This window comes from Methyloversatilis discipulorum, from assembly GCF_018780585.1.
Classification (GTDB): domain Bacteria; phylum Pseudomonadota; class Gammaproteobacteria; order Burkholderiales; family Rhodocyclaceae; genus Methyloversatilis; species Methyloversatilis discipulorum_B.
The window spans coordinates 36,153-60,669 of sequence record NZ_JADMJL010000049.1; the positions used below are offsets into that span (position 1 = coordinate 36,153).

Genomic DNA, 24,517 nt, shown 5'->3' on the forward strand with positions numbered 1-24,517 from the left:
CCGCCCGCGGGCGGCATTTTTCATTGCGGCGCGGTCGTGGTGCCTTCAGTCCGCCTGGTGGTCACCGGCCGCACGCTCGGCGCAGCTGCGGATGTCCTGCAGGATGCCGGCGGGGGCGAGTCCGCACATGTCGGTCACCGTGTTGTCGAGCCGCTGCACGATGTCCTCGGGCGCGGTCTGCTGCTCGAGTTCGAAGGCGCACTGCGCGGCCACGTGGGCCAGACGGGCGAGCAGACTGGCGTCCGGATTGCGCGGCTGGCAGTAGTACTCGAGCGCGGCTGCAATATCGTCCGGGAAGTTCCAGCGCATCGCCAGTTCGGCACCAACCTCGCAGTGATGGGTGTTCAGCTTGTGCTGTTCCACCGTCGCGCGCTCGCTCATGCCCAGCCCTTGGCATTCGCGCAGGATTTCGTCGGCGACGCGCGGGAAGGCGATGTGGATCATCAGCTGGCCGACGCGCAGCATCAGGCCGGCGCTGTAGGCGCGCTCGGCGTTCTCGCCGGCGCGTCGCGCCAGCTGCGATGTGATCGATGCGGTAAGCAGCGCGTGGCGCCAGAAAGACTGCAGGTCGACGCCCGGCACTTTGGGAAAACTGCTGCTGACGCCGGCCGAGATCACCAGCGTGCGCATCGCGCGCGTGCCGATCAGCGACACCGCCTCGTCGATCGACCCCACGGCACGGCGGCTGCCGTAATAGCCCGAGTTGGCAAGTTTCAGCACGCGCGCGGAAATGGTCGGGTCGGTGCGGATCTCGCCGATCAGCGGCAGCAGATCGGCATCTTCGTCGCGCAGTGTCTCTATCATCTTCTGCACGACGCGCGGAATGCTCGGCAACTGGCCGGCCGCGGCGAACAGGCGTTCGATGGCATGTGTATGGGAAATCATTGCTGCGTCTTTCCGGCAGTCATTGTCCGAGGCCGGCGGCCCAGCCCATGGCTTCGGACACGGCAACGGTGAAATCTTCGCCACTCAGCGGCGGCAGAGCGGCCAGCGTGGCGGCGAAGTCGGTCGTGGCGTCTTCCTCCCAGCAGCGCAGCAGCCGGAGCAGTGCGCCCAGCGTGCCCGAGCCGTCGGTCAACGCGCTGTGGATGCAGCGATCGACAGTCAGCGTCTTCAGCACTTCGTCCATCGACACGCCGAGCAGCGCGGGCAGCAGCGACAGGATGCCGGTCAGGAAAGCGCTGTCGGGGTCGCCGTCACGCATGTCGCAGCGCTCGGCGAGCAGTTCCATCGTGCGTGCGCGGGTCGCCACCATGTTGAGCAGCGGCGTGTGCGCCTTGCCGCTGCCCTGCGTACAGAACAACAGCAGTTGCAGCCAGCGCTGCAGCTGACGGCGCCCGAGCAGCGTGATCGCCTCGCGCGCCGTCGATATCTGGCGCTTGCTGCCACTGCCGACCGAATTGGTGATGCGCATCAGGTTCACCAGCAGCGCCGGCTCCTGCTTGATCAGCGGTTCCATTGCCGACGTGTCGGCGTCGCCGATCACCATGCCGAGCAGGCGCAGCAGGGTCGTTTCGCCTGCGCTCAGCGTGCGGGTGCTCAGCACGCTCGGGCGGGCGAAGAAATAGCCCTGGAAATAGGCGAAGCCGAGTTCGTGGCAGCGCCGGGCCTGTTCGGCGCTGTCGACCTTTTCGGCCAGCAGCTTGGCCGAATAGGGCCGGAAGCGTTCGACCAGATCGGGCAGCGCGTCGGGGGCGACGCCCAGCAGGTCGATCTTGATGAAGGACGCGATCTCGATCAGCGGCTTGTAGTCCTCTTCCAGATCAAGCACGTCGTCGAGCGCCAGCCGGAAGCCTTTGCGCACCAGTTCGCGCGCCCGCGCGATGACTGCAGGCTTTGGCGGAACGGTTTCAAGCAGTTCGATGACGATCTTGTCCGCCGGCAGCAGTTCGAGCGCCTCGGACATCAGCATGTCTTCGCTGACGTTGATGAAACCGAAAGCGTCGCCCAGCGCCTGTTCGAGACCGAGTTCGTTGAACACCGAGGTGATCACCCGCGCGGTGGCGCTGACGTCGCAGTGAAATTCGGCCTGTTCGACGTTCCCGGAGCGGAACAGCAACTCGTAGGCGTAGAGTGCCTGGTTCCGGTCCAGTATGGGCTGGCGGCCTACGTAGATGTTGTTTGTGGCGGCAGTGAGCATGCTTCTGTTGTCGGCATGCCGGCCGCCACATTTAGGGTGCGAGCGGGGTTTATTTCATGGCGATGACGGCGTCGGCCGAGCGCCGGAAACCGGCACCCGACCGGGCGCCGGGGAAGGGGACACTCAGAAGGGCAGGGTGAGGTCCGGGCGGGCGCTGCCGAGCACGCGGCGGAAATCCGCCTGAATGCGTTCGAGCGCCGTGGCGTCGTCCGCCTCGAAGCGCAGCACGACCACCGGCGTCGTGTTCGACGCCCGCATCAGCCCGAAACCGTCGGCGTATTCGACGCGCAGGCCGTCGATCTTGATGATGTCACGGGCGCCATCGAAAACCGCCGATTTCTGCATTTCGGCGATCAGCGCGTGCGGTTCGCCCTCGTTCATCTTCAGATTCAGTTCGGGCGTCGAGGTGGCGGTCGGCAGCGCCTTCAGCACCGCGTTGCCGTCCGGCGCGGCGGACAGGATTTCCAGCAGACGGGCACCGGCGTACAGGCCGTCGTCGAAGCCGAACCAGCGCTCCTTGAAGAACATGTGACCGCTCATCTCGCCAGCCAGCGCGGCGCCGCTCTGCTTCAGCTTGGCCTTGATCAGTGCGTGGCCGGTGTTCCACATGACCGGCTCGCCGCCGTGTTCGCGGATCCACGGTGCCAGCAGGCGGGTGCATTTGACGTCGTAGACGATCTGCGCGCCGGGCTGGCGCGACAGCACGTCGGCGGCGAACAGCATGAGCTGGCGGTCCGGGTAGATGATTTCGCCGTCGCGGGTGACCACGCCCAGGCGGTCGCCGTCGCCGTCGAAAGCGAGGCCGATTTCGGCGTCGCCAGCGGCCAGCACGCGGATCACGTCTTCCAGATTTTCCGGCTTGGACGGGTCCGGGTGGTGGTTGGGGAAATTGCCGTCCACTTCGCAGAACAGCGGCACGACCTCGCAGCCCAGCGCTTCGAACAGGCGCGGCGCGATGTCACCGGCGACGCCGTTGCCGCAGTCGATCACCACCTTCATCCGGCGCTTGAGCTTCACGTCGCTGGTGACGCGGGTGATGTAGGTGTCGCGCACGTCGGCGTGGCGGGTGGTGCCCTGGCCGTGCACCAGATCGTTGTCTACGATGCGGCGGCGCAGGTCCTGGATCATGTCGCCGTACAGCGTCTGACCGCCCAGCACCATCTTCAGGCCGTTGTAGTCGGGCGGGTTGTGGCTGCCGGTCACGCTGACCGCGCTGTCGGTGCCGAGGTCGAAGGCGGCAAAGTAGGACAGCGGCGTCGGCACGCAGCCGATGTCCAGCACGTCGACGCCGGCGGCATTGATGCCTTCGGCCAGCGCGCCCGCCAGTTCAGGGCCGGACAGGCGGCCGTCGCGGCCGACGGCGATGGTGCGCTGGCCGCGCTTCACCGCCTCGGAGCCCAGTGCGTGGCCGATGGCGCGCACCGCGTCGGCGGTCAGCGTCTTGTCCACGATGCCGCGGATGTCGTAGGCCTTGAAGATTTCGGGTGCCGGGAAGGACATCGGTTTTCCTTTCTGCGTTCTGTTCTGTTGTAGGCCCGCACGGATGCGGCATTGCATCAATTATCCCGTGCGAACGATGACGGCCGCGCGGCATTGTTTTGCAAAATATCAACGACCCGTGATCAGGTTGGCGATGAACTGGCGTGCCGCCGCCGGTCGCGCCGTGTCTCGCGGGACATCCATCATGCCCAGGCCGAACACATAGGCATACAACAGCAGGCTGCGATTGGTCGCTTCGTCGGCGCCGCAGCCGGCGGCGCGGAACAGCGCGGCCGCGCATTCCAGCCGCACGCTGTCCACCTCGTCGACGGCGGCGCGCGCCGCTTCGTCGTGGCGCGCCCAGTCGCGCAGCGCCAGTTCGACCTGCATGCCGCGGCGGTTGCGCGCCAGACTGTAGGTGTCGATCACATGCTGCAGTTGCGCGATTTCGTCGCCGGGCGCAGATTGCGTGCGGTTGCGGATGTCGTCGATGCGCCCGTCGCGCCAGTGCTCCAGCACCGCGTCGAGCAGGGCGCGGCGGTCCTTGAAGTGCCAGTAGAAGCTGCCCTTGGTCAGGCCGAGACCGCGCGCCAGCGTCTCCACCCGTATGCCGTCCACACCGCTGTCGGCCAGGGTCTGGGTGGCCGCTCGCACCCAGGTGTCGCGGTCGGTCTGCGGGCGGGCGGCGGTGTCGGGCATGGCGGTATTCCTGCGGCGTTGTTGACCTTGAAGTGAAGCATACGCTAGCGTATGGACTGAACATACGCATCCGTATGGGTGCGTGGAACCGTGAGCGGCAACAGGAGGCACAGGCATGAAGATTGTGGTCCCGGTCAAACGGGTGATCGATTACAACGTGAAGATCCGCGTTGCCGCCGATGGCAGCGGCGTTGAAACGGCGAACGTGAAGATGTCGATGAATCCGTTCGACGAGATCGCGGTGGAAGAGGCGGTGCGGTTGAAGGAGGCGGGCGTGGCAACCGAGGTGGTCGCGGTGTCCTGCGGCGTCGCCGGCTGCGTCGATACGCTGCGCACTGCACTGGCACTGGGTGCCGACCGCGCGATCCATGTGAATACCGATGTCGAACTGCAACCGCTGGCGGTGGCCAAGCTGCTCAAGGCGGTGGCCGGTCGCGAACAGCCGCAGCTGGTGATCTGCGGCAAGCAGGCGATCGACGATGACGCCAACCAGACCGGCCAGATGCTGGCCGCGCTGCTCGGCTGGGGGCAGGCCACCTTCGCGTCCAAGGTCGGCGTCGCCGACGGCCGTGCGACCGTGACGCGCGAAATCGACGGCGGCCTGGAAACGGTCAGCGTGGCGCTGCCGGCGGTGGTCACCACCGACCTGCGGCTGAACGAACCACGCTTCGCCAGCCTGCCCAACATCATGAAGGCGAAGAAGAAGCCGCTCGACACGGTGACGCCGGACGAACTGGGCGTCGATGTCGCGCCGCGCCTGAAAACGCTGAAGGTGGCCGAGCCGCCGAAGCGTCAGGCCGGTATCAAGGTGGCCTCGGTGGCCGAACTGGTCGCGAAGCTGCGCGACGAAGCCAAAGTGCTGCGCTGAGGAGCCCGTCATGAGCATTCTGGTCATTGCAGAACACGACAACGCCGGCCTGCGCCCGGCCACGCGGAACACCCTGGCCGCCGCGGAGAAGATCGGCGGCGACATCACCGTGCTGGTCGCCGGCAGCAACTGCGCCGGCGCAGCCGCTGCGGCGGCGGCGGTGCCGGGTGTTGCGAAGGTGCTGAGCGCCGATGCCGCTCATCTGGCTCACCCCACCGCGGAAGACCTTGCAGCGGCGGTGCTGGCGGTCGCCGCCGGCCACAGCCACGTACTGGCACCGGCCGGCAGCTTCGGCAAGAACTTCATGCCCCGCGTCGCGGCCACACTCGACGTGGCGCAGATTTCCGACATCGTCGAGGTGGTGTCGGCGGACACCTTCGTGCGCCCGATCTACGCCGGCAATGCGCTGGCCATGGTGCAGAGCGGCGATACGGTCAAGGTGATCACGGTGCGCGCGACCGCCTTCGACCCGCTGTCGGCGAGCGGCGGTGCCGCACCGGTCGAGGCGGTGACGCCGCCGGCAGCCAGCGGCCTGTCCGCCCATGTGTCGCAGGAACTGTCGCAGTCGGCCCGCCCGGAACTGGGGGCCGCGCGCGTCGTCGTGTCCGGCGGACGCGGGCTGGGCAGTGCCGAGTCCTATCACGCCGTGCTCGAACCGCTGGCCGACCGGCTCGGCGCCGCACTCGGCGCCAGCCGCGCCGCCGTCGATTCCGGTTATGCACCGAACGATTACCAGGTCGGCCAGACCGGCAAGATCGTTGCGCCGGATCTCTACATCGCAGTCGGGCTGTCGGGTGCCATCCAGCATCTGGCCGGCATGAAGGATTCGAAGGTGATCGTCGCCATCAACAAGGATGCGGACGCGCCCATCTTCCAGGTGGCCGACTACGGTCTGGTTGGCGACCTGTTCGAACTGGTACCGCAGCTGGTGCAGGCACTGGACTGATCGGCAGCGGGCGGCACTCGCCCGCTGCCGTCATCGATCAATTTCGAGGGCCGTCAGAGCCCGATGGAGGAGAGGCTCATGAGCGAATACGTCGCGCCGCTGCAGGACATGCGTTTTGCGCTGGAACTGGCTGGCCTGAACGAAGTGGTGACCTTGCCCGGCTACGAGGACGCGAGCCCGGACGTCGTTGACGCGGTGCTCGAAGAGGCCGCCCGTTTCACCGGCGAGGTGCTGTCGCCACTGAATCGGGTGGGGGATCGCGTCGGCGCGAAGCTCGGCGACGACGGTCGCGTCGCCATGCCGGACGGATTCGCCGAGGCCTATCGCACCTATGCCGACAACGGCTGGAACGGCATGGGCTGTGACCCGGCGCACGGCGGCGCCGGCATGCCGCACCTCGCGGTGGCGCAGATCCAGGAGATGGTGATGGGCGCCAATATGGCGTTCTCGCTGTGTCCGCTGCTGACCGCGGGCGCCATCGAGGCGCTGGCGCTGTGCGGCTCCGACGAGCAGAAGGCGCTCTATCTCGAACGCATGGTGAGTGGCGAATGGACCGGCACCATGAATCTGACCGAGCCGCAGGCCGGTTCCGATCTGGCCGCCGTGCGCAGCCGCGCCGAACCGCAGCCTGACGGCAGTTACCGCGTCTTCGGGCAGAAGATATTCATCACCTTCGGCGAGCACGAACTGGCGTCCAACATCGTGCATCTGGTGCTGGCGCGCACGCCGGGTGCGCCCGACGGGGTCAAGGGCATTTCGCTGTTCATCGTGCCCAAGTTCATTCCCGATGCCGACGGCAATCCGGGCGCGCGTAACGACGTGCGCTGTGTGTCGCTCGAACACAAGCTGGGCATACATGCCAGCCCGACCTGCGTGATGGCCTTCGGCGATGCCGGCGGCGCCACCGGCTGGCTGTGCGGCGAAGAGAACCGCGGCATCGAGTACATGTTCATCATGATGAACGCCGCGCGCTACGCGGTTGGCCTGCAGGGCATCGCGGTGGCCGAGCGTGCTTTCCAGCAGGCGCGCGAGTACGCCAACGAGCGGCGTCAGGGCGGCGAGGCGGGCGTGAAGGGCGGCGGCAGCGTGGCCATCGTGCGCCACCCGGACGTGCGCCGCATGCTGCTGCGCATGAAGTCGCAGGTCGAGGCGATGCGCGCGCTGGCCGCGGTCACCGCGGCGGCACGCGATCGCGCAGCGCGCCATGCGGACGAGGCCGAACGCACGCGCGCCCAGGCCTTCGTCGAACTGATGATTCCGCTGGTCAAGGGCTGGAGCACCGAAGGCGCGAACGAGATCGCCTCGCTTGGCGTGCAGGTGCACGGCGGCATGGGCTATGTCGAGGAAACCGGCGCCGCGCAGTACCTGCGCGACGCGCGCATCACCAATATCTACGAGGGCACGACCGGCATACAGGCGAACGATCTGGTCGGCCGCAAGATCGCGCGCGACGGCGGTGCGGCCGCGCGCGCGGTGATCGCCGACATGCGCGATGTCGTCGCGGCGCTCGATGCTGCACGGCTGCAGGCGTTGTCCGTGCCGCTGGGCGAGGCCGCGGCGGCGCTTGAACGCAGCGTCGATTTCGTCGTCGCGCACTGGCGCAGCGATGTGCGTGCCGTGCTGGCTGGCGCGGTACCGCTGCTGATGCTGTTCGGCCGCGTAGCGGGCGGCTGGCAACTGGCGCGCGGTGCCCTGCTGGCGCAGCAGCGTCTGGCCGCCGGCGAGGGCGACGCCGACTTCCTGCGCGCCAAGATCGTCACCGCGCGCTTCTATGCCGATCACGTGCTCAGCGAGTGCGGCGGCCTGGCGCACATGGTCTGCAGTGGCGCCGCTGCCACGCTGGACGACGCGGCAGGTCTGTAGTCCGGTCGCCACCCCGGAACCCGGGTTTCCGTGGGGGCTGCTGACCCCGACGGCACTCTGCATCGAAGCCGGCGGGTCGCAGCGGCCCTGTCGCGGCCAAGGCCGCTCCCACAGGGGTTGCGCCCGCCCCACCGCCGGAGCCTGGACCGGAACTCTGTGGGAGGGGTCTTCTGACCCCGACGACGGCGGTGAACGTGCGCGGTGCTACTTCCTGGCTGCCAGTACCTGCGCCAGTTCCACCGCCGACCGCACGCCCATTTTCTCGAAGATGCGGGCGCGATGGACTTCCACGGTGCGCATGGTGACGCCGAGGTCGCTGGCGATCACCTTGTTCATCTGGCCGGCCAGCACGCGCTCCATCACTTCGATCTCGCGCTGCGTGAGCTGGGCGACACGCTCCTCGATGACCTGTGCGGCAGCGCGCTTCGACAACTGTTGCTGGTGCATGTCCAGCGCGGCCAGCGCGCGGTCCACCAGTTCGTTGTCGTTGAACGGCTTCTCGACAAAATCGAAGGCGCCCTGCTTGATCGCGCCGACCGCCATCGGCACGTCGCCGTGGCCGGTCAGGAAGATGACCGGCATGTCGTGGCCGTGCTCGTGCAGCCAGCCGAACAGTTCGAGCCCGCTCATGCCGTCCATGCGGATGTCCAGCAGCAGACAGCCGCAATGCGCGATCTCGCCACTGCCGATCAGCGCTTCGGCCGACGGCCAGGTGCGCACCGTGTGGCCGCGCGAGCGGAACAGCCAGCCCAGTGCGTCGCGGATGGCTTCGTCGTCGTCGACGATGAAGATCTGGCTCATCGGCTTCACTCCCCGGCCGGCAGCTTCAGGATGAACACGGTACCGCCGCCGTCGGCGGATTCGAACCACAGCCGGCCGCGGTGCAGTTCGACGATGGAGCGGCAGATGTTGAGACCCATGCCCATGCCGTCCGGCTTGGTGGTGAAGAAGGGGGCGAACAGCTTGTCCGCCACTTCAGGCGGGATGCCGCTGCCGCTGTCGCGCACCGACACCTGCACGCCTTCGGCGTCGGCGCTGGTCTGTATCAGCAGTCGGCGTCGTTCCAGCGGGCAGGCGGCCATCGCGTCCATACCGTTGCGGATCAGGTTCAGCAAGACCTGTTCGATCATGACGCGATCGGCGCTGACCGCGGGCAGGGCGCCGGCCAGCGAGCTGGAAATGCGGATGTCGCGCTTGCGCGCATCCGCCTCGATCAGGCCCAGCGCTTCCTCGACCACGTCGTTCAGAGAACAGGCGACGCGCTTCGGCTCGGAGCGGCGGACGAATTCGTGCACGCGGCGGATGATGGTGCCGGCGCGGCGCGCCTGCGCGTTCATTTTCGCCAGCGGCTCCTTCAGGTCGGCCAGCGAGCCGCTGCCGTTATCGACCATGTTGAGGCAGGCCGTGCTGTAGCTGGCGATGGCCGACAGTGGCTGGTTCAGTTCGTGTGCCAGCGTCGATGCCATTTCGCCCATGGTGATCAGGCGGCCGGTGAACTGCAGCTTTTCCTGCTGCTGCCGGTACAGCTCCTCGGCCTGCTTGCGCTCCGTGATGTCGAGTACCGAGCTCATCCAGCCGACGTGACGGCCGTCGGCGTCGACCAGCGGCGCCTCCGAAATGAGCACGTCGAAGCGCTCCCCATTGCGGCGGATGAACTTCAGTTCCAGCGCTTCGTGCGAAGTCGCGCCGCCGGCCAGAATGCCGTCGTGCAGCGCGCGGATGTGTTCGGCCTCTTCCGGAGCCCAGTAGGGCATGGGTGGGCGCATCGCCATCAGTTCCTCGGCGCTCCAGCCGACCATGCGACAGAAGGCCGGGTTCACGTGGGTGATGCGGCCGCTCAGGTCGCGCGCGCGCAGACCGATGCTGAGCGAATTTTCCATCGCTGAACGGAAGGTGTGTTCCTCGCGCAGCGCCTGTTCCGCTTCGAGCCTGCGCACCAGGTGGCGACGCAGCGCCCACAGACTCCACAGCATCGTGAACGCCAGACCGACGATGGTGACCACCAGCAGCGCCGGCAATAGACGGGTTTCGCTGCGGTAGGCGGTGACACGCAGCCGCAGGCCGTGGCCGGGTGGGTCGAACACCAGCGCGTAATTCATTTCGTCATGTTCGGCCGCCACTTTGGACTTGCTGGCCAGCACCGCTTCGGTGTTGTCGATCACGTCCAGCTTGTAGCGCTCGGCGAACCACCAGGGCACCGATTGCGACAGCATCTGTTCGATCGAGTAGGTGCCGCGCATCCAGCCCTGACCACCCCCGAGCGGCACCAGCACGTCGAAATGCACGTCGCCGTCGGCGGTCGCGTAGGGCGGCAGGTAGGCGGCGCGGCCGAGCTGCTCCGCCAGCCGCGCCGGGCCGGACAGATCCGGATCTTCGCCGTCGATGTGCGCGAGGGTATCGACGCGCAGCAGACCGTGGCCGTTGGCGATCATGTTGCGCTGGCGTGCCTCGATCACCCGCGCATCGAGCCGGCCGTCGGCCGCCTCGCGCCCGATCTGCGCCATCTGCTCGGCATTGCGGTCGAGATGGAAGCGCAGGTCCTGCTCCATCCACAGCACGTCGTTGATCATCGTCGCGCGCTGCTCGTCCAGATCGTTGCGGTGCAGCCACCACACCAGCGTGCCGATGGCCAGCAGGAAGAGCGCGATGGCGATGCGCGGCACCATCCAGTACCAGCCCGGTGCTGCGACAGGGGTTGCGCGAGGACGGAATGTGGACACGAACGAAGGACTGTTCATCTGGGACTGGGGCCCTGGTGGTGCAGACGGCGCCGACAGGTATCAGAAGCAATCATACGTTCATGGCAGCGGCTGCTGATGTCGGATATCCACAGTGCGCGGCCGCTGGATGGGGCGGGAAAAATTCCCGTAGATCCGCGGTTTCTCGCGGTATGTGAACAATAAAAAAATGCGTCCGGGCGACCTAAAGTCCATGGGCGTTCAGACCGTTAGCCTGAACGTGGCCACAGTGTCAATTACATATGTAACAAGGCCCGGCCCGTCAATGTCTGCCATGCGAAACGGGAGAGTGAGTTGAACAGAACGATAGTCAGCGTGACCCACACGGTGGTCGCAACGCTGGTCGGAGCCTGGGCGGTTGCGCCGATCGAAATGCCTCTCTGGGTGCGTCTGACGGTCGGCATCGCCGCGGGCTGCGGTCTCCTGTGGTCAATGATCGTGCTCGGTCGCCGCGATGTGGTCGCACCCGCTGCGGTCGCCCAGCGAGCACCGGAACCCGATCCGCTTGCGCAAGCCCTGCACGGCAGTCTGGTACTGGTGTCGTCCGAGGCGGCGCCGATCTGGAAGCGACAGATCAACGGCGTGCGCAAGCAGGCCGAGGTGGCCATCGGCGAGCTGATCCAGCGCTTCTCCGGTCTCGTATCCAAGCTCGACGCGGCCGTTGCAGCCTCGTCCGGAGCGGGATCGTCGGCTGCGCAAGGCGGTGTGGATACCGTACTCAAGACTTCCCAGACGCAGCTTACCCAGGTGCTGGACAGCATGTCCGGCGCGCTCACAGACAAGAATCTCGTGCTCGCGCAGATACGCGAACTGGCCAGTTACGCAGACGATCTGCGCGGCATGGCAACCTCGGTGCAGCAGGTTGCCGACCAGACCAATCTGCTTGCCCTCAACGCCGCCATCGAAGCCGCCCGCGCCGGCGAGGCCGGTCGCGGCTTTGCCGTCGTGGCCGACGAGGTGCGCAAGCTGTCGACGGCGTCGGGCGATACCGGCAAGAAGATCGCCGAGAAGGCGAAGCTGGTCAGCGACGCCATCCTGGCGTCTGCTCGTCTGGTCGAGAGCTCGACCAGCCGCGACATCGAATCCTTCAAGGTTTCCGAAGCCAGCATCCAGGGGGTGCTCGGCGATTTCTCCGGGCTGCTCGACGTGCTGGCCGCGTCCAACGCCGAACTGCGCCGCCAGGCAGAAGGCATCCAGCACGAGATCGCTGAAACCCTGCCGCACCTGCAGTTCCAGGATCGCATCGACCAGGTACTCGCCCACGTCTGCGAAAGCCTGGACGAACTGGAGCAGCAGGTGGCCGCCATCCCCGCCGATCAGGCGCCCGACTTGCGGCCGCTGGTCGCCAACCTCGAACGCAGCTACACCACGCCCGAAGAGCGCGGCAATCACGGCGGCTCGGGTGGTGCGTCCAGCACGGCCAGCGACGATCTCGTTTTCTTTTGAGGAGTAGTGACACATGGCAAAGACAATCATGGTCGTGGATGACTCGTCGTCATTGCGCCAGGTGGTCAGCATCGCGCTGAAGGGCGCGGGCTATGACGTATTCGAGGCCTGCGACGGCAAGGACGCGCTGTCCAAGCTCACCGGCCAGAAGGTGCACCTCGTGGTAAGCGACGTGAATATGCCGAACATGGACGGCATCACCTTCGTCAAGGAAATGCGCAAGCTGCCGGCCTACAAGTTCACGCCGGTCATCATGCTGACCACCGAGAACCAGGAGTCGAAGAAGGCCGAAGGCCAGGCGGCCGGCGCCAAGGCGTGGATGGTGAAGCCGTTCAAGCCGGACCAGATGCTGATGGCCGTGTCCAAGCTCTGCCTGCCCTGAAGCGAAGCGGAGCCGACGACATGGAAATCGAACGCACCGACGACGGTGACGTGACCGAACTTAAGGTGGTCGGCGAACTGACCATATACGGTGCTGCAGAAGCCTACGGCTTCCTGACGCGTGCGCTGTCGGAACGGCGCGATCTGCGCGTCAATCTTGCGCAGGTCAGCGAGGTGGACAGCAGCGGCGTGCAGTTGCTGCTGGCAGCCAAACGGGCGGCCGAGAAGCAGGGGCACAGTTTCGAACTGGTGGCGCACAGCGAAGCCATGCTCGAAGTGATGGAACTGCTGCAGTTGAGCCACGTGTTCGGCGACCCGCTGGTGATGCCGGCGCAGGCTGCCTGAACAGGACGAGGAATTCACCGATGAATCTCGAACCCGCCCTCGAGGCCTTCTTCGCCGAAGCGGACGAACTGCTGACGCGGATGGAGGAATCCCTGCTGCAGCTTGAAAGCGAGCCGGACAACGACGAACTGATCAACGATATCTTCCGCGCGGCGCACACCATCAAGGGTACGGCGGGTGTGTTCGGATTCGACGATGTCGTTCATTTCACGCACGAGGTCGAAAGCGTGCTCGACCGCGTCCGCGACGGCCAGATGCAGGTCAGCAATGACGTGATCGGCCTGCTTCTGCGCAACAAGGACCATATCGGCGCGCTGGTGCGCGCGGTGGCCGAAAAGCGCGAACTCGACGCCGCCCAGCGCGCAGAAGGCGAAGCGCAGATGGCGGCCCTGCTTGCCTTGCTTGGCAAGCAGCCGGACAAGCCCGCCGCGACAGCCGTGGTCGCTGCTTCGGCGGATGTCAGCCGCAGCGAGTCGGCTGTTTCCGACAGTTGCGCGAACGAGAACTGGCATCTGTCGATCCGCTTTGGGGCCGACGTGCTGCGTGGCGGCATGGATCCGCTGTCCTTCATAAGGTATCTGTGCACGCTGGGTGAAATCGTTCACCTCGACACCCTGTTCGACGCGCTGCCTCAGTGGCTGCAGCTTGACCCGGAGTCCTGCTACCTCGGCTTCGAGATCGACTTCCGCAGCGAGGCATCGAAGGCGGAAATCGAGGGCGTGTTCGAGTTCGTTCGCGACGAATGCGTGCTTCACATCATTCCGCCGCGCTCGCAGATTTCCGAGTACATCAGCGTTCTGCGTGCGCTGCCCGAGGACGAGCTGAAGCTGGGCGAGATGCTCGTGCTCAGCGGCGCGCTGACCCGCGCCGAACTCGATCGCGGCCTGTCGCTGCAGTCGGAAGCGGCGTCCGCTGTCAGCGCTGAAGGTGATGGCGGACCGTCGGCAGCACCGCCGCAGCTGGGCGAGATACTGATCGAGAGCGGAGCGGTGGGCGCCGGCGTGGTCGACGCTGCGCTCGTCAAGCAGAAGCAGGTCAAGGACACCAAGGCGCAGGAAGCCCGTTCGCTGCGCATCGACGCGGACAAGCTCGATCAGCTGATCGAACTGGTCGGCGAACTGGTGGTGGCCAGCGCCGGCGTGCAGAACGTTGCGCAGATGCTTGCCCAGGCTCAACTCACGGAAGCGAGCGAAGTACTTACGCGTCTGGTCGAGGAGGTGCGCGACCAGGCGCTGTCGCTGCGCATGGTGCAGATCGGCGCCACCTTCCAGCGCTTCCAGCGCGTCGTGCGCGACGTCAGTCGCGAGCTGGGCAAGGACATCGAGCTGCAGATCAGCGGCGGCGAGACCGATCTGGACAAGACCGTGGTGGAGCGCATCGGCGATCCGCTGATGCATCTGGTCCGCAACTCGATGGACCACGGCATCGAAGCCACCGAGGTCCGTCTTGCCGCCGGCAAGCCGGCGCGCGCCAAGGTCATGCTGAACGCCTATCACGAGGCAGGCAGCATCGTGATCGACGTGGCCGACGACGGCGGCGGCCTGAACCGTCAGAAGATCCTGCGCAAGGCGATCGAGCGCGGGCTGGTGGCCGAGGACGCCCAGCTCAGCGAGCGCGAGATCGACCGTCTGATCTTTGCCCCCGGTTTTTCAACTGCCGACCAGGTGAGCAATCTTTCGGGCCGCGGCGTCGGCATGGACGTGGTCCGCCGTGACATCGAAGCGCTGCGCGGCACGGTCGATATCGATACCGAGCCGGGTAAGGGCACGCGCATCCGGATCCGGCTGCCGCTCACGCTGGCCATCATCGATGGCTTCCGCGTCGGCATCGACAAGGCGAGCTTCGTGCTGCCGGTCGACATGATCGTCGAGTGCGTCGAACTGGCCGGCTCGATCCGCGATGCCGCCCGTAGCCGAGGCTATCTGGACATGCGTGGCGAAGTGCTGCCGCTGCTCTGGCTGCGCGAGGTTTTCGATATCGACAGTCCGGCCCCCGAGCGACGCGAGAACGTGGTGGTCGTCCACTTCGGGCAAACCAAGGCCGGCATCGTCGTCGATCAACTGATGGGCGAACACCAGACCGTCATCCGCCCGCTCGGCAAGCTGTTCAGCGCACTGCGCGGAGTCAGCGGCTCGACCATTCTCGGCAGCGGTGAGATTGCGCTCATCCTCGATGTCGCGGGGCTGATGAAGATGGCCGGCAGTACCGGCATGACCGCGGCGGGCATCACTGAAATGCAGGGGCAGAACTCGCGGGAGATGAGCGCGCCGAGCTGACGGCGCCAGACCGCAGGTGTAATGCATACGTGGTGGAGCCTTGCAGGTCGGGGGTGAAGCCGAAATGGATTTTTTCGGACCTGGCTTTGCCGGACTCTTGGAGCTCCAGGCCGATTCTGAATGCTGTCGAAGGAAGGAGTAGTAGCCATGTTGTCCAACATGAAGATCGGGATCCGACTGATTCTCGCGTTTGTCGCTCTGGTGATCATCACCGCTGTTGTGGGTTGGGTCGGAATCTCGAACTCCGGAAAGATCAACGCGCTGGCGGATGATCTTTACTACAAGGAGTTGCTTGGCCTCTCGTACATCAAGGAGGCAAACATCAACCTCATCTACATCGGCCGCGCCCGGGGCAATGCCCTGCTCGCCGATACGAAGGAGGAGCGTGAGCGGCATCTGGCCGCCATCGACAAGTACTCCGCGGCGATTCAGGACTATGTGCAGAAGTCGAAGGACCTGTTCGTCACCGACGAGGCCAAGCGGCTCTTCTCCGTGTTCGATTCGACGTGGACGGCCTATCAGCAGGAGATGCAGCGCGCTACGACGCTGATCCGCACGCAGGACCTTGCGCACAAGGATGCGGTGCTGACCGAGACCCTCGACAACGTCCGGAAGAATGCGAACGTTCTCGATGACACGCTGACCGCGCTCACCAAGTCGAAGGAGGCGCGCGCCCTGCAGGCGTCGAATGAGACGACCCAGATCTACGAGAGCGGTCGCACGACCATGATCATATTGATCATCGGCGGCATGATCGTTGGCATTGCCCTGGGCCTTCTGATCAGCCGCAGCGTGACCAAGCCGCTGGGCGTCGCGGTCGATGTCGCCAACCGTCTTTCAGAAGGCGATCTGACCATGTCCATCGACGCGACGTCGAAAGATGAAACCGGTCAGTTGCTGCAGGCGATGAAGAATATGGTGGTCAAGCTTGAATCCGTCGTGTCCGAGGTGAACGGCGGAGCCAACGGTCTTGCGAGCGCGTCGGAAGAGGTGTCGGCGACGGCACAGTCGCTGAGCCAGGGGGCGAGCGAGCAGTCGGCGGGTGTCGAGGAGACGTCGGCGTCGATCGAACAGATGTCGGCATCGGTGAACCAGAACAGCGAGAACGCACGGGTGACCGACGGCATTGCGACGCAGGCCTCGCGCGAAGCGGCCGAGGGCGGTGAAGCGGTGAAGCAGACGGTGGAAGCGATGCGCAAGATTGCCGAGCGCATTTCGATCATCGACGACATTGCCTACCAGACGAATCTGCTGGCGCTGAACGCGGCGATCGAAGCGGCGCGTGCGGGCAGTCACGGTCGGGGCTTTGCGGTGGTGGCGACGGAAGTGCGCAAGCTGGCGGAGCGCTCGCAGGTTGCGGCGCAGGAGATCGGCGGTGTGGCGAACGAGTCGCTGAAGGTTGCGGCGCGAGCGGGCGAGGTGCTGCAGCAGCTGGTGCCGTCGATCCAGAGGACGTCGGATCTGGTGCAGGAGATCTCGGCGGCGTCGGGCGAGCAGGCGAGTGGCGTGTCGCAGATCAACAGCGCGATGAGTCAGCTGAGCCAGACGGTGCAGCAGACGGCATCGGCGTCGGAAGAACTGGCGGCGACGGCAGAAGAGATGAGCGGCCAGGCGCAGCAACTGCAGCAGGCGATGGCCTTCTTCCGCCTGCGCGACAACGCATCGGCGCAGACCCTGTCGTCGCGTCGGACGACGGTCCGGTCGTCTTCGGCACGCATCGGCATGGCGTCGTCGGAAATGCCTGCGGAGGCGGATTTCGCCCGATTCTGATTGTTTTCAAAGCTTGCCGTCGCGCAGCGATCGCGACGGCGGATGGTCTGGCTCGTTCATCGCTTCGAATGGATCGGAGAACTGGATAATGAAAAATGCTTCGGGCGTGAAATTCTCGACCCGCATAGGCTTGGCATGCGCAGCGCTATGCGTACTGGCCGGCGCTGCAGTGTGGTCCGGATTCGGCAGCATGGACGAGCTTCTCGGACTGTCGGCCGCCTCGGGTGCCGATGCGCGTGCAGCCAGTGAGGCGGCCAGTGCAGGGCGCACGCTGCTTCTGGCGCTGACCGGCGCGATCGTTGTCCTGACGATCTTGTCCGGCTGGCTTCTGCTCCGCTTGCGCAACGGCGTGTTCGGCGGCGACCCGGAAGCCCTTGCCGCGGCGGCCGGAAAGCTCGCAGCCGGCGAGTTCTCGGCTGCTGCCGGGTTTGCCGGCGCTCCGGCGGGCAGCATTGCCGCTTCGCTGAACCAGGTGTCGGCGAATCTCGGTCTGTTGATGGAGCAGATGGGCAGGATGTCGGCCGAACACGACAGGGGCGATATCGACGTGACGATCGACGTTGGCCGCTTCGGCGGAGACTTCCGTGTCGTCGCCGAACAGGTGAACCAGATGGTGGCCGGCCACATCGCGGTGAAGAAGACGGCGATGGCCTGCATCAGGGAATTCGGCGAGGGCAACATGGATGCGCCGATGGAGCAGTTGCCGGGCAAGAAGGCCTTCATCAACGAAACCATCGAACAGGTGCGCGCCAACATCAAGGACTTCATCGCGGAGATGAATCACATGTCGGCCGAGCACGACCGTGGCGACATCGACGTGATGATGGACGAGGCCCGCTTCAAGGGCGCTTACCGGACCATGGCGCACGGCGTGAACCAGATGGTGTCCGGCCATATCGCGGTGAAGAAGAAGGCGATGGCCTGTTTCAAGGAATTCGGCGAAGGCAACATGGATGCGCCGATGGAACAGTTGCCGGGCAAGAAGGCATTCATCAACGACACCATCGAACAGGTGCGCGCCAACATCAAGAACTTCATCGCCGACATGAACCACATGTCGGCCGAGCACGACCGTGGCGATATCGACGTGATGATGGACGAGGGCCGCTTCAAGGGCGCTTATCGGACCATGGCCCAGGGCGTGAACCAGATGGTGTCCGGCCACATCGCGGTGAAGAAGAAGGCGATGGCCTGCTTCAAGGCATTCGGCGAAGGGAATATGGATGCACCGATGGAACAGTTGCCGGGCAAGAAAGCCTTCATCAACGACACCATCGAGCAGGTACGCGGGAACATCAAGGCGCTGGTCGCCGACACCGACATGCTGTGCCGCGCCGCGCTCGTGGGCGACCTGGACAAGCGTGCCGACTCGAGTCGGCACAAGGGAGACTTCCATCGCATCGTGCAGGGTATCAACGACACGCTGGACGCGGTGATCAACCCGGTCAACGAAGTGATGTCCGTGCTGGCGGCGATGGAGCGCAATGACCTGAGCACCCGTGTCCACGGTGACTATCGCGGCAAGCTGCTGGATCTGAAGAACTCGATCAACAGCACCAGCGACCGTCTGTCACAGACCATAGGCGAGGTCATCGGTGTCGCCAACGGTCTTGCGAGCGCGTCGGAAGAGGTGTCGGCGACGGCACAGTCGCTGAGCCAGGGGGCGAGCGAGCAGTCGGCGGGTGTCGAGGAGACGTCGGCGTCGATCGAACAGATGTCGGCATCGGTGAACCAGAACAGCGAGAACGCACGGGTGACCGACGGCATTGCGACGCAGGCCTCGCGCGAAGCGGCCGAGGGCGGTGAAGCGGTGAAGCAGACGGTGGAAGCGATGCGCAAGATTGCCGAGCGCATTTCGATCATCGACGACATTGCCTACCAGACGAATCTGCTGGCGCTGAACGCGGCGATCGAAGCGGCGCGTGCGGGCAGTCACGGTCGGGGCTTTGCGGTGGTGGCGACGGAAGTGCGCAAGCTGGCGGAGCGCTCGCAGGTTGCGGCGCAGGAGATCGGCGGTGTGGCGAACGAGTCGCTGAAGGTTGCGGCGCGAGCGGGCGAGGTGCTGCAGCAGCTGGTGCCGTCGATCCAGAGGACGTCGGATCTGGTGCAGGAGATCTCGGCGGCGTCGGGCGAGCAGGCGAGTGGCGTGTCGCAGATCAACAGCGCGATGAACCAGCTGAGCCAGACGGTACAGCAGACGGCATCGGCGTCGGAAGAACTGGCGGCGACAGCCGAGGAAATGAGCGGCCAGGCGCAGCAACTGCAGCAGGCGATGTCGGTGTTCCGCCTGCATGGCGACAAGTTCGCAACCAGCCAGGCCGCGAATGAACTGCCCGCGCGCCGCGCTCCGGTGCGCAGCGTTCACGCGCGCGGCGGATTGGCGCTTGAAAGCGCGAGCGAAAGCGATTTCACACGTTTCTAGGGAGTGGGCGATATGAATGGACGCCATTCGCTGGCGCTGACCGTGGTCGATGACGACGACGTGGCAGCGGACCAGCAACAGCAGTACCTGACTTTCAGGCTGGGCGAGGAGAGCTACGCGCTGGGTCTGTTGTCGGTGAAGGAAATCATCGAGTACGGCGGTGTTACGCAAGTACCGATGATGCCGGGCTTCGTCCGTGGCGTGATCAACCTGCGTGGTCGAGTGGTGCCAGTGATCGATCTGGCAAACCGTTTGCGCGCCGAAAGCGCCTCGGTGACCAGACGGACCTGCATCGTCATCGTCGAGGTGGCGAACGACGGCGAGGCACAGGACATGGGGATCATCGTCGATGCGGTGAGCCAGGTGGTCGACATTCCGCCGCAGTCGGTGGAACCCGGGCCGTCCTTCGGTGCGAAGGTGAGAGCGGACTTCATCGCCGGCATGGGCAAGCTCGACGAGGGCTTCGTGATCATGCTCGACATCGATCGCGTGCTCGCCGGCGAGGACATGGCGGCAGTCAATGACATGAAGGCAGCCGGCTGAGCATGAGGGCTGCCGCATGAGTACCGCCGCAACCGAACTTGCAGGAAGCCGGTCCGCTGCCAGGGATGCGGCGTTCGTCATCCCGTCGATCAGCGACATCGACTTCCGTCGCTTTCAGCGCTGGCTGCACGAAACGGCAGGCATCGCCTTGGCCGACCACAAGAAGACGCTGCTCGTGGGGCGTCTTTCCAAGAGGCTCGGTCCTTGCGGCGTGCGTGGCTGGAAGGATTACTTCGAACTGCTGATGGATGGCAGCCGGCCGGGCGAACTGCAGGTCGCCATCGATCTGCTGACGACGAACGAAACCTATTTCTTCCGCGAGCCCGCTCATTTCACCTTTCTCGCCGAGCAGATCCTTGCGCGCTTCGAAGGCAGCGAGCCGCTGCGCATCTGGAGCGCCGCCAGTTCCTCGGGCGAAGAGATCTATACGCTGGCCATGGTGCTTGCCGACACGCTGGGCATGGGGCGGCGCTGGGAAATCTTCGGTTCCGATCTGAGTACGCGCGTACTCGAAACCGCACGCCGTGCGCACTATCCGATGACCCGCGCGGACAAGATTCCGCCCGCTTTCCTGAAGCGCTTCTGCCTGAAGGGCACCGGCCCGCAGGAGGGCACTTTCCTGATCGACCGTCCGCTGCGCGAGCGGGTGTCGTTCGCACAGATCAACCTGAACGAAACGCTGCCGGATATCGGCATGTTCGATATCGTGTTCGTGCGCAACGTGATGATCTATTTCGACCCGGATACCAAGCGACAGGTCATGGCGCGCATCCTGACCAAACTCAAGCCGCGCGGGCACGTGTTCGTGAGTCACTCGGAAAACCTGCATGGCGTCACGGATCGCGTGGACATCGTCAAGCCGTCCATTTACCGCCTCAAGTGACGACATGTGCATGAGGCCGCCTGTACGCACCGAAATTTACCTGAAGCCCGGAGATCTGTTCTTCGGAGACGAGACCATGTGTCTGCGTACGGTGCTGGGCTCCTGTGTCGCCATCACGATGTGGCACCCCGCCCTGAGGATAGGCGGCATGTGCCACTTCATGCTGCCCGGCAACGCCCGCGCCGATCTGGGCGGCGACGGACTGAGCGCGCGTTTTGCCGATGGCGCGATGAAGTCCATGATTCGTGAAGCGCGCCGTTTCGGTACGCGCGAGCTCGATTACGAGTTCAAGCTTTTTGGCGGGGGCAATATGTTTCCCGGAATCGCCGGCAGCAACAACATGCCGATAGGAGAAGCGAACGTGCGGCGTGCTCGCGCGCTGCTCGACGCGCTGGGTGTCCGGCCGGTGGCCGAACACACCGGCGGATACGGTCAGCGCGTGCTGATGATGGATGTGAGCAGCGGCGTGGTGTGGATGCGCCACGATGGCCCTCGGTCGGGCGCCGGTGTCAGTACCTACGGAGAACTTGCATGCTGAGCCCGGTTGCGGTCAAACCGCCTGCGTCGGCGGGGGCACGCATTCGCGTCCTGATCGTCGACGATTCGGCGGTCGTGCGTCAGGTGCTGTCGGAACTGCTGTCCGCTGATCCCCTGCTACGCGTCATCGCCACCGCGCCGGACCCGCTGATCGCACTCGAACGGCTGAAGGTCGAGTGGCCGGACGTGATTGTGACCGACGTCGAAATGCCGCGCATGGACGGCGTCACCTTCGTTCGCCGCATCATGGCCGAACGACCGACGCCCATCGTCGTCTGTTCGTCGCTGACCGAGAAGGGGGCGGAGACCACGATGGAAGTGCTGGCCGCCGGCGCGATCAGTGTGGTGACCAAGCCCAAGCTCGGGATCAAGCAGTTCCTGCATGAATCTGCCCAGGCGCTGACCGATGCGGTGAAGGCGGCAGCGCGCGCCCGCGTCGGTCGCGCTCGCATCGCACCGATGAGCGGGCCCAAGTCCGGTCCTAAACTCACGGCCGACGTCATGCTGCCGCCGGTGACCGGCGAGGCGATGCGGATGACGACCGAAAAGCTCATCGCGCTGGGCACCTCGACCGGTGGCACACAGGCGCTTGAAGCGGTGCTGACGCAGCTGCCCCGCGTATCGCCCGGCATCGTCGTCGTTCAGCACATGCCGGAGCGTTTTACCGCCGCCTTCGCGGCGCGTCTGGACGGCATCTGCGAAATTCATGTCAAGGAGGCTGTGAATGGCGACCGCGTGATGCCGGGCGTTGCACTCATCGCGCCGGGCGGACGCCACATGATGCTCAGGCGTAACGGTGCCCAGTACGTCGTCGAGGTCAGCGACGGCCCGCTGGTAAACCGCCACAAGCCGTCCGTCGATGTGCTGTTCCGGTCGGTTGCCAAGTATGCAGGCAAGAACGCGCTGGGCATCATCATGACCGGCATGGGTGACGACGGTGCGCGCGGACTGAAGGAAATGCGCGACGCCGGGGCCATGACATGTGCTCAGGACGAAGCCAGTTGCGTGGTGTTCGGCATGCCCAAGGAAGCGATCAGGTTCGGTGCCGTCGAGCACGTGATCGGACTCGATCAGATCCCCGGAATGATCAACCGTTATGGCAAGTGAAGCGAATCCGCCGACGCTGCTGAACGAAGCCGGGGTAACGGGAGTGGAGGAGGGGGCGAACGGAGAAGAGGTGCTGAGGAAGCTGCACAGGCGCTGACGCGCCCGCCGGCCGTCGTGCTGGTGGATCTGGAAATGCCGGTGATGGACGGCGTCGAGCTGCTGCATCGCATGGCCTCCTCGGGTTTCCGGCCCGGGGTGATCATCACCAGTGCGCGCGAGGCCATCCTGCTCGATTCCGTTTAAACCATGGTGTCCGAGCTGGGCTTGCACCTGCTGGCCACCATGCGCAACCCCATCCCGCCTGATCGCCTGATTGTCTGACTGTCGCGATCCGCGCGCGCAGGTCGGCGATTTCGTGTCATCGGCGTGGCGGAACGCAGTGGCCAGGTCGCGCTACTGACGGTCGTCATGCTGCGCGGGCGGGCATCGATGCTGGCCGCATTGCCTTCGATGTGACTGAAACGTCCATGACCTCGGGCACGGCAGCGCTGAAGACGCTGCTCAGGCTGAAGCTGAACCACTTTTCGCTCGCCATCGACGACTTCGCGGAGGTGACAACGCAGCTGCATCGCACGCTGCGTGAGAAGGTCCTCCTGGTTTCCAACGTTCGCTGACGCGTTCTCCTCGTCAGACCGAGCGGTTGCGGATATCCACAATGGCCGCAGCCACCCCCGCCGACCACAATCCAGACATCACATTGGCCGTTCGCGCCGTGTGGCCTTCATACACAAGAGGAGACACCATGAAACTTCATTCCATGCTTTTCGGCCTGCTCACGCTCGGCCTGACTCCGTTTGCGCTGGCGCAGCAGCCCATCGTGATCAAGTTCAGCCACGTCGTGGCGACCGAGACGCCGAAGGGCAAGGCGGCCGAATTCTTCAAGAAGCGCGCCGAAGAACTGACCGCCGGCAAGGTGAAGGTCGAGGTGTATCCGAACAGCCAGCTGTACAAGGACAAGGAAGAGATGGAGGCGCTGCAGCTGGGCGCCGTGCAGATGCTGGCGCCGTCGCTGGCCAAGTTCGGCCCGCTGGGCGTGAAGGAATTCGAGGTGTTCGACCTGCCCTTCATCTTCGACGGCTACGCCGACCTGCACAAGGTCACGCAGGGCCCGATCGGTGCGTCCATCCTGAAGAAGCTGGAACCGAAGGGCATTGTCGGCCTGGGCTTCTGGGACAACGGCTTCAAGTCCTTCTCGGCCAACACGCCGATCAAGACGCCGGCCGATCTGAAGGGCAAAAAGCTGCGCATCCAGTCGTCCAAGGTGCTGGAAGAGCAGATCCGTTCGCTCGGTGCGCTGCCGCAGGTGATGGCTTTCTCCGAGGTCTATCAGGCGCTGCAGACCGGCGTGGTCGACGGTACCGAGAACCCGCATTCCAACCTCTACACGCAGAAGATGCATGAGGTGCAGAAGCACATGGCGGTGACCGACCACGGCTATCTGGGTTACGCCGTCATCGTTAACAAGAAGTTCTGGGACGGCCTGCCGGCCGACGTGCGCGGTCAGCTCGACACGGCGATGAAGGAAGCCACCAGCTACGCCAACAAGATCGCCAAGGAAGAGAACGACGCTGCGCTCGAAGGCGTGCGCAAGAGCGGCCGGACCCAGGTCTATGTGCCGACGGCGGAAGAGCGCCTGGCGTTCAAGCGTGCGCTGGTGCCGGTGCACAAGAAGATGGAAAGCCGGATGGGCGCCGACCTGATCCAGGCCATCTACAAGGAAACCCAGTTCGATCCGTCGAAGCTGTAATCCGCCCCGCACACGTGCGGCGTCCGCCGCACGTGTCGCATCCCGGCGCGCACGCGCGCACACTGCATCACCCTCACTTCATCGGGAGACCACCGTGCTCCGAATACTCGACCATATCGAGGAGTGGCTCATTACGCTGCTGATAGGCGTGGCCACCATCATCATTTTCGTGTCCGTCGTGCATCGCTACGCCGCCGGTTTCGACGTGCCCGGCCTGCAGGACTGGCTGCTGTCGCTGAATCTCGGCTGGGCGCAGGAGCTGTGCATCATCCTGTTCGTCTGGATGGCCAAGTTCGGCGCCGCCTACGGCGTGCGCACCGGCATCCA

At 65.1% G+C, this 24,517-nt stretch carries 24 protein-coding genes; 17 read left to right on the forward strand and 7 right to left on the reverse strand.

Features of this window, described 5'->3' with window-relative positions; translation table 11 throughout:
• Window positions 1-45: 45 nt before the first annotated feature.
• The 4 genes from IV112_RS18570 to IV112_RS18585 form a co-directional block, all read right to left on the reverse strand.
• The gene (locus IV112_RS18570) at window positions 46-885 is read right to left on the reverse strand and encodes an HDOD domain-containing protein (protein WP_304006015.1); all 840 of its coding nucleotides are present in this window, start codon (window positions 883-885) and stop codon (window positions 46-48) included.
• 19 nt (window positions 886-904) lie between these two features.
• Window positions 905-2,140, reverse strand: coding sequence for an EAL and HDOD domain-containing protein (locus IV112_RS18575; protein WP_304006017.1), 1,236 nt, complete (start codon window positions 2,138-2,140; stop codon window positions 905-907).
• Between the two features lie 123 nt (window positions 2,141-2,263).
• Window positions 2,264-3,640: a phosphomannomutase/phosphoglucomutase gene (locus tag IV112_RS18580; RefSeq protein ID WP_304006019.1), complete on the reverse strand. Its 1,377-nt coding sequence runs from the start codon at window positions 3,638-3,640 to the stop codon at window positions 2,264-2,266.
• 108 nt (window positions 3,641-3,748) lie between these two features.
• A complete protein-coding gene (locus IV112_RS18585) occupies window positions 3,749-4,318 on the reverse strand; it encodes a TetR/AcrR family transcriptional regulator (protein ID WP_304006020.1) in 570 nt (189 codons plus the stop codon).
• A 115-nt stretch (window positions 4,319-4,433) separates the two neighbouring features.
• Here IV112_RS18585 and IV112_RS18590 point away from each other — a divergent pair, with 115 nt between their 5' ends.
• From IV112_RS18590 to IV112_RS18600, 3 genes are all read left to right on the forward strand, one after another.
• Window positions 4,434-5,186 (forward strand): electron transfer flavoprotein subunit beta/FixA family protein, encoded by a 753-nt coding sequence (locus IV112_RS18590; protein WP_019918690.1) that lies wholly within the window; start codon window positions 4,434-4,436, stop codon window positions 5,184-5,186.
• A 10-nt stretch (window positions 5,187-5,196) separates the two neighbouring features.
• Window positions 5,197-6,132: an electron transfer flavoprotein subunit alpha/FixB family protein gene (locus tag IV112_RS18595; RefSeq protein ID WP_304006023.1), complete on the forward strand. Its 936-nt coding sequence runs from the start codon at window positions 5,197-5,199 to the stop codon at window positions 6,130-6,132.
• A 78-nt stretch (window positions 6,133-6,210) separates the two neighbouring features.
• On the forward strand, window positions 6,211-7,995 hold the full coding sequence (locus tag IV112_RS18600; protein ID WP_304006025.1) for an acyl-CoA dehydrogenase: 1,785 nt from the start codon (window positions 6,211-6,213) through the stop codon (window positions 7,993-7,995).
• Window positions 7,996-8,199: 204 nt separating this feature from the next.
• On the opposite strand, the gene IV112_RS18605 is transcribed toward IV112_RS18600, so the two are convergent.
• Together IV112_RS18605 and IV112_RS18610 are read right to left on the reverse strand one after the other, a co-directional pair.
• Entirely contained in the window at window positions 8,200-8,796 is a 597-nt protein-coding gene (locus tag IV112_RS18605; RefSeq protein ID WP_304006027.1) for a response regulator transcription factor, read from the reverse strand.
• Between the two features lie 5 nt (window positions 8,797-8,801).
• Window positions 8,802-10,733, reverse strand: coding sequence for a sensor histidine kinase (locus tag IV112_RS18610; protein WP_304006029.1), 1,932 nt, complete (start codon window positions 10,731-10,733; stop codon window positions 8,802-8,804).
• A gap of 294 nt (window positions 10,734-11,027) precedes the next feature.
• On the opposite strand from IV112_RS18610, the gene IV112_RS18615 reads away from it, so the two are divergent.
• From IV112_RS18615 to IV112_RS18635, 5 genes are all read left to right on the forward strand, one after another.
• A complete protein-coding gene (locus IV112_RS18615; RefSeq protein ID WP_304006032.1) occupies window positions 11,028-12,179 on the forward strand; it encodes a methyl-accepting chemotaxis protein in 1,152 nt (383 codons plus the stop codon).
• A gap of 13 nt (window positions 12,180-12,192) precedes the next feature.
• Complete coding sequence (locus IV112_RS18620; protein ID WP_024300513.1) at window positions 12,193-12,561, forward strand: response regulator; 369 nt, start codon at window positions 12,193-12,195, stop codon at window positions 12,559-12,561.
• Between the two features lie 20 nt (window positions 12,562-12,581).
• Entirely contained in the window at window positions 12,582-12,905 is a 324-nt protein-coding gene (locus IV112_RS18625) for an STAS domain-containing protein (protein ID WP_304006036.1), read from the forward strand.
• Window positions 12,906-12,925: 20 nt separating this feature from the next.
• A complete protein-coding gene (locus tag IV112_RS18630) occupies window positions 12,926-15,181 on the forward strand; it encodes a chemotaxis protein CheA (protein WP_304006038.1) in 2,256 nt (751 codons plus the stop codon).
• Window positions 15,182-15,340: 159 nt separating this feature from the next.
• Entirely contained in the window at window positions 15,341-16,951 is a 1,611-nt protein-coding gene (locus IV112_RS18635; RefSeq protein ID WP_438362263.1) for a methyl-accepting chemotaxis protein, read from the forward strand.
• A gap of 6 nt (window positions 16,952-16,957) precedes the next feature.
• Here the strand turns inward: IV112_RS18635 and IV112_RS18640 are convergent, their stop codons facing one another.
• The gene (locus IV112_RS18640; RefSeq protein WP_304006043.1) at window positions 16,958-17,143 is read right to left on the reverse strand and encodes a hypothetical protein; all 186 of its coding nucleotides are present in this window, start codon (window positions 17,141-17,143) and stop codon (window positions 16,958-16,960) included.
• On the opposite strand from IV112_RS18640, the gene IV112_RS18645 reads away from it, so the two are divergent.
• The 9 genes from IV112_RS18645 to IV112_RS18685 form a co-directional block, all read left to right on the forward strand.
• Window positions 17,142-19,373: a methyl-accepting chemotaxis protein gene (locus IV112_RS18645; RefSeq protein WP_304006046.1), complete on the forward strand. Its 2,232-nt coding sequence runs from the start codon at window positions 17,142-17,144 to the stop codon at window positions 19,371-19,373. The genes IV112_RS18640 and IV112_RS18645 overlap by 2 nt on opposite strands.
• Window positions 19,374-19,385: 12 nt before the next feature.
• Entirely contained in the window at window positions 19,386-19,916 is a 531-nt protein-coding gene (locus IV112_RS18650; protein ID WP_304006049.1) for a chemotaxis protein CheW, read from the forward strand.
• A 16-nt stretch (window positions 19,917-19,932) separates the two neighbouring features.
• Window positions 19,933-20,799: a CheR family methyltransferase gene (locus IV112_RS18655; RefSeq protein WP_304006051.1), complete on the forward strand. Its 867-nt coding sequence runs from the start codon at window positions 19,933-19,935 to the stop codon at window positions 20,797-20,799.
• Between the two features lie 76 nt (window positions 20,800-20,875).
• The gene (locus tag IV112_RS18660) at window positions 20,876-21,337 is read left to right on the forward strand and encodes a chemotaxis protein CheD (RefSeq protein WP_304006054.1); all 462 of its coding nucleotides are present in this window, start codon (window positions 20,876-20,878) and stop codon (window positions 21,335-21,337) included.
• On the forward strand, window positions 21,331-22,443 hold the full coding sequence (locus IV112_RS18665) for a protein-glutamate methylesterase/protein-glutamine glutaminase (protein ID WP_304006057.1): 1,113 nt from the start codon (window positions 21,331-21,333) through the stop codon (window positions 22,441-22,443). Before IV112_RS18660 ends, IV112_RS18665 begins: the two co-directional genes overlap by 7 nt.
• 114 nt (window positions 22,444-22,557) lie before the next feature.
• Window positions 22,558-22,686 carry a hypothetical protein gene (locus IV112_RS18670; protein WP_304006059.1) on the forward strand — a complete coding sequence of 43 codons (129 nt, stop codon included), beginning with the start codon at window positions 22,558-22,560 and terminating at the stop codon, window positions 22,684-22,686.
• Window positions 22,687-22,910: 224 nt separating this feature from the next.
• Window positions 22,911-23,057, forward strand: coding sequence for a hypothetical protein (locus IV112_RS18675; protein ID WP_304006062.1), 147 nt, complete (start codon window positions 22,911-22,913; stop codon window positions 23,055-23,057).
• 128 nt (window positions 23,058-23,185) lie between these two features.
• Window positions 23,186-24,190, forward strand: coding sequence for a TRAP transporter substrate-binding protein (locus IV112_RS18680; RefSeq protein ID WP_304006064.1), 1,005 nt, complete (start codon window positions 23,186-23,188; stop codon window positions 24,188-24,190).
• A 94-nt stretch (window positions 24,191-24,284) separates the two neighbouring features.
• Window positions 24,285-24,517, forward strand: a 233-nt coding sequence (locus IV112_RS18685; protein WP_368500643.1) for a TRAP transporter small permease, incomplete at its 3' end; no start/stop codon positions are given.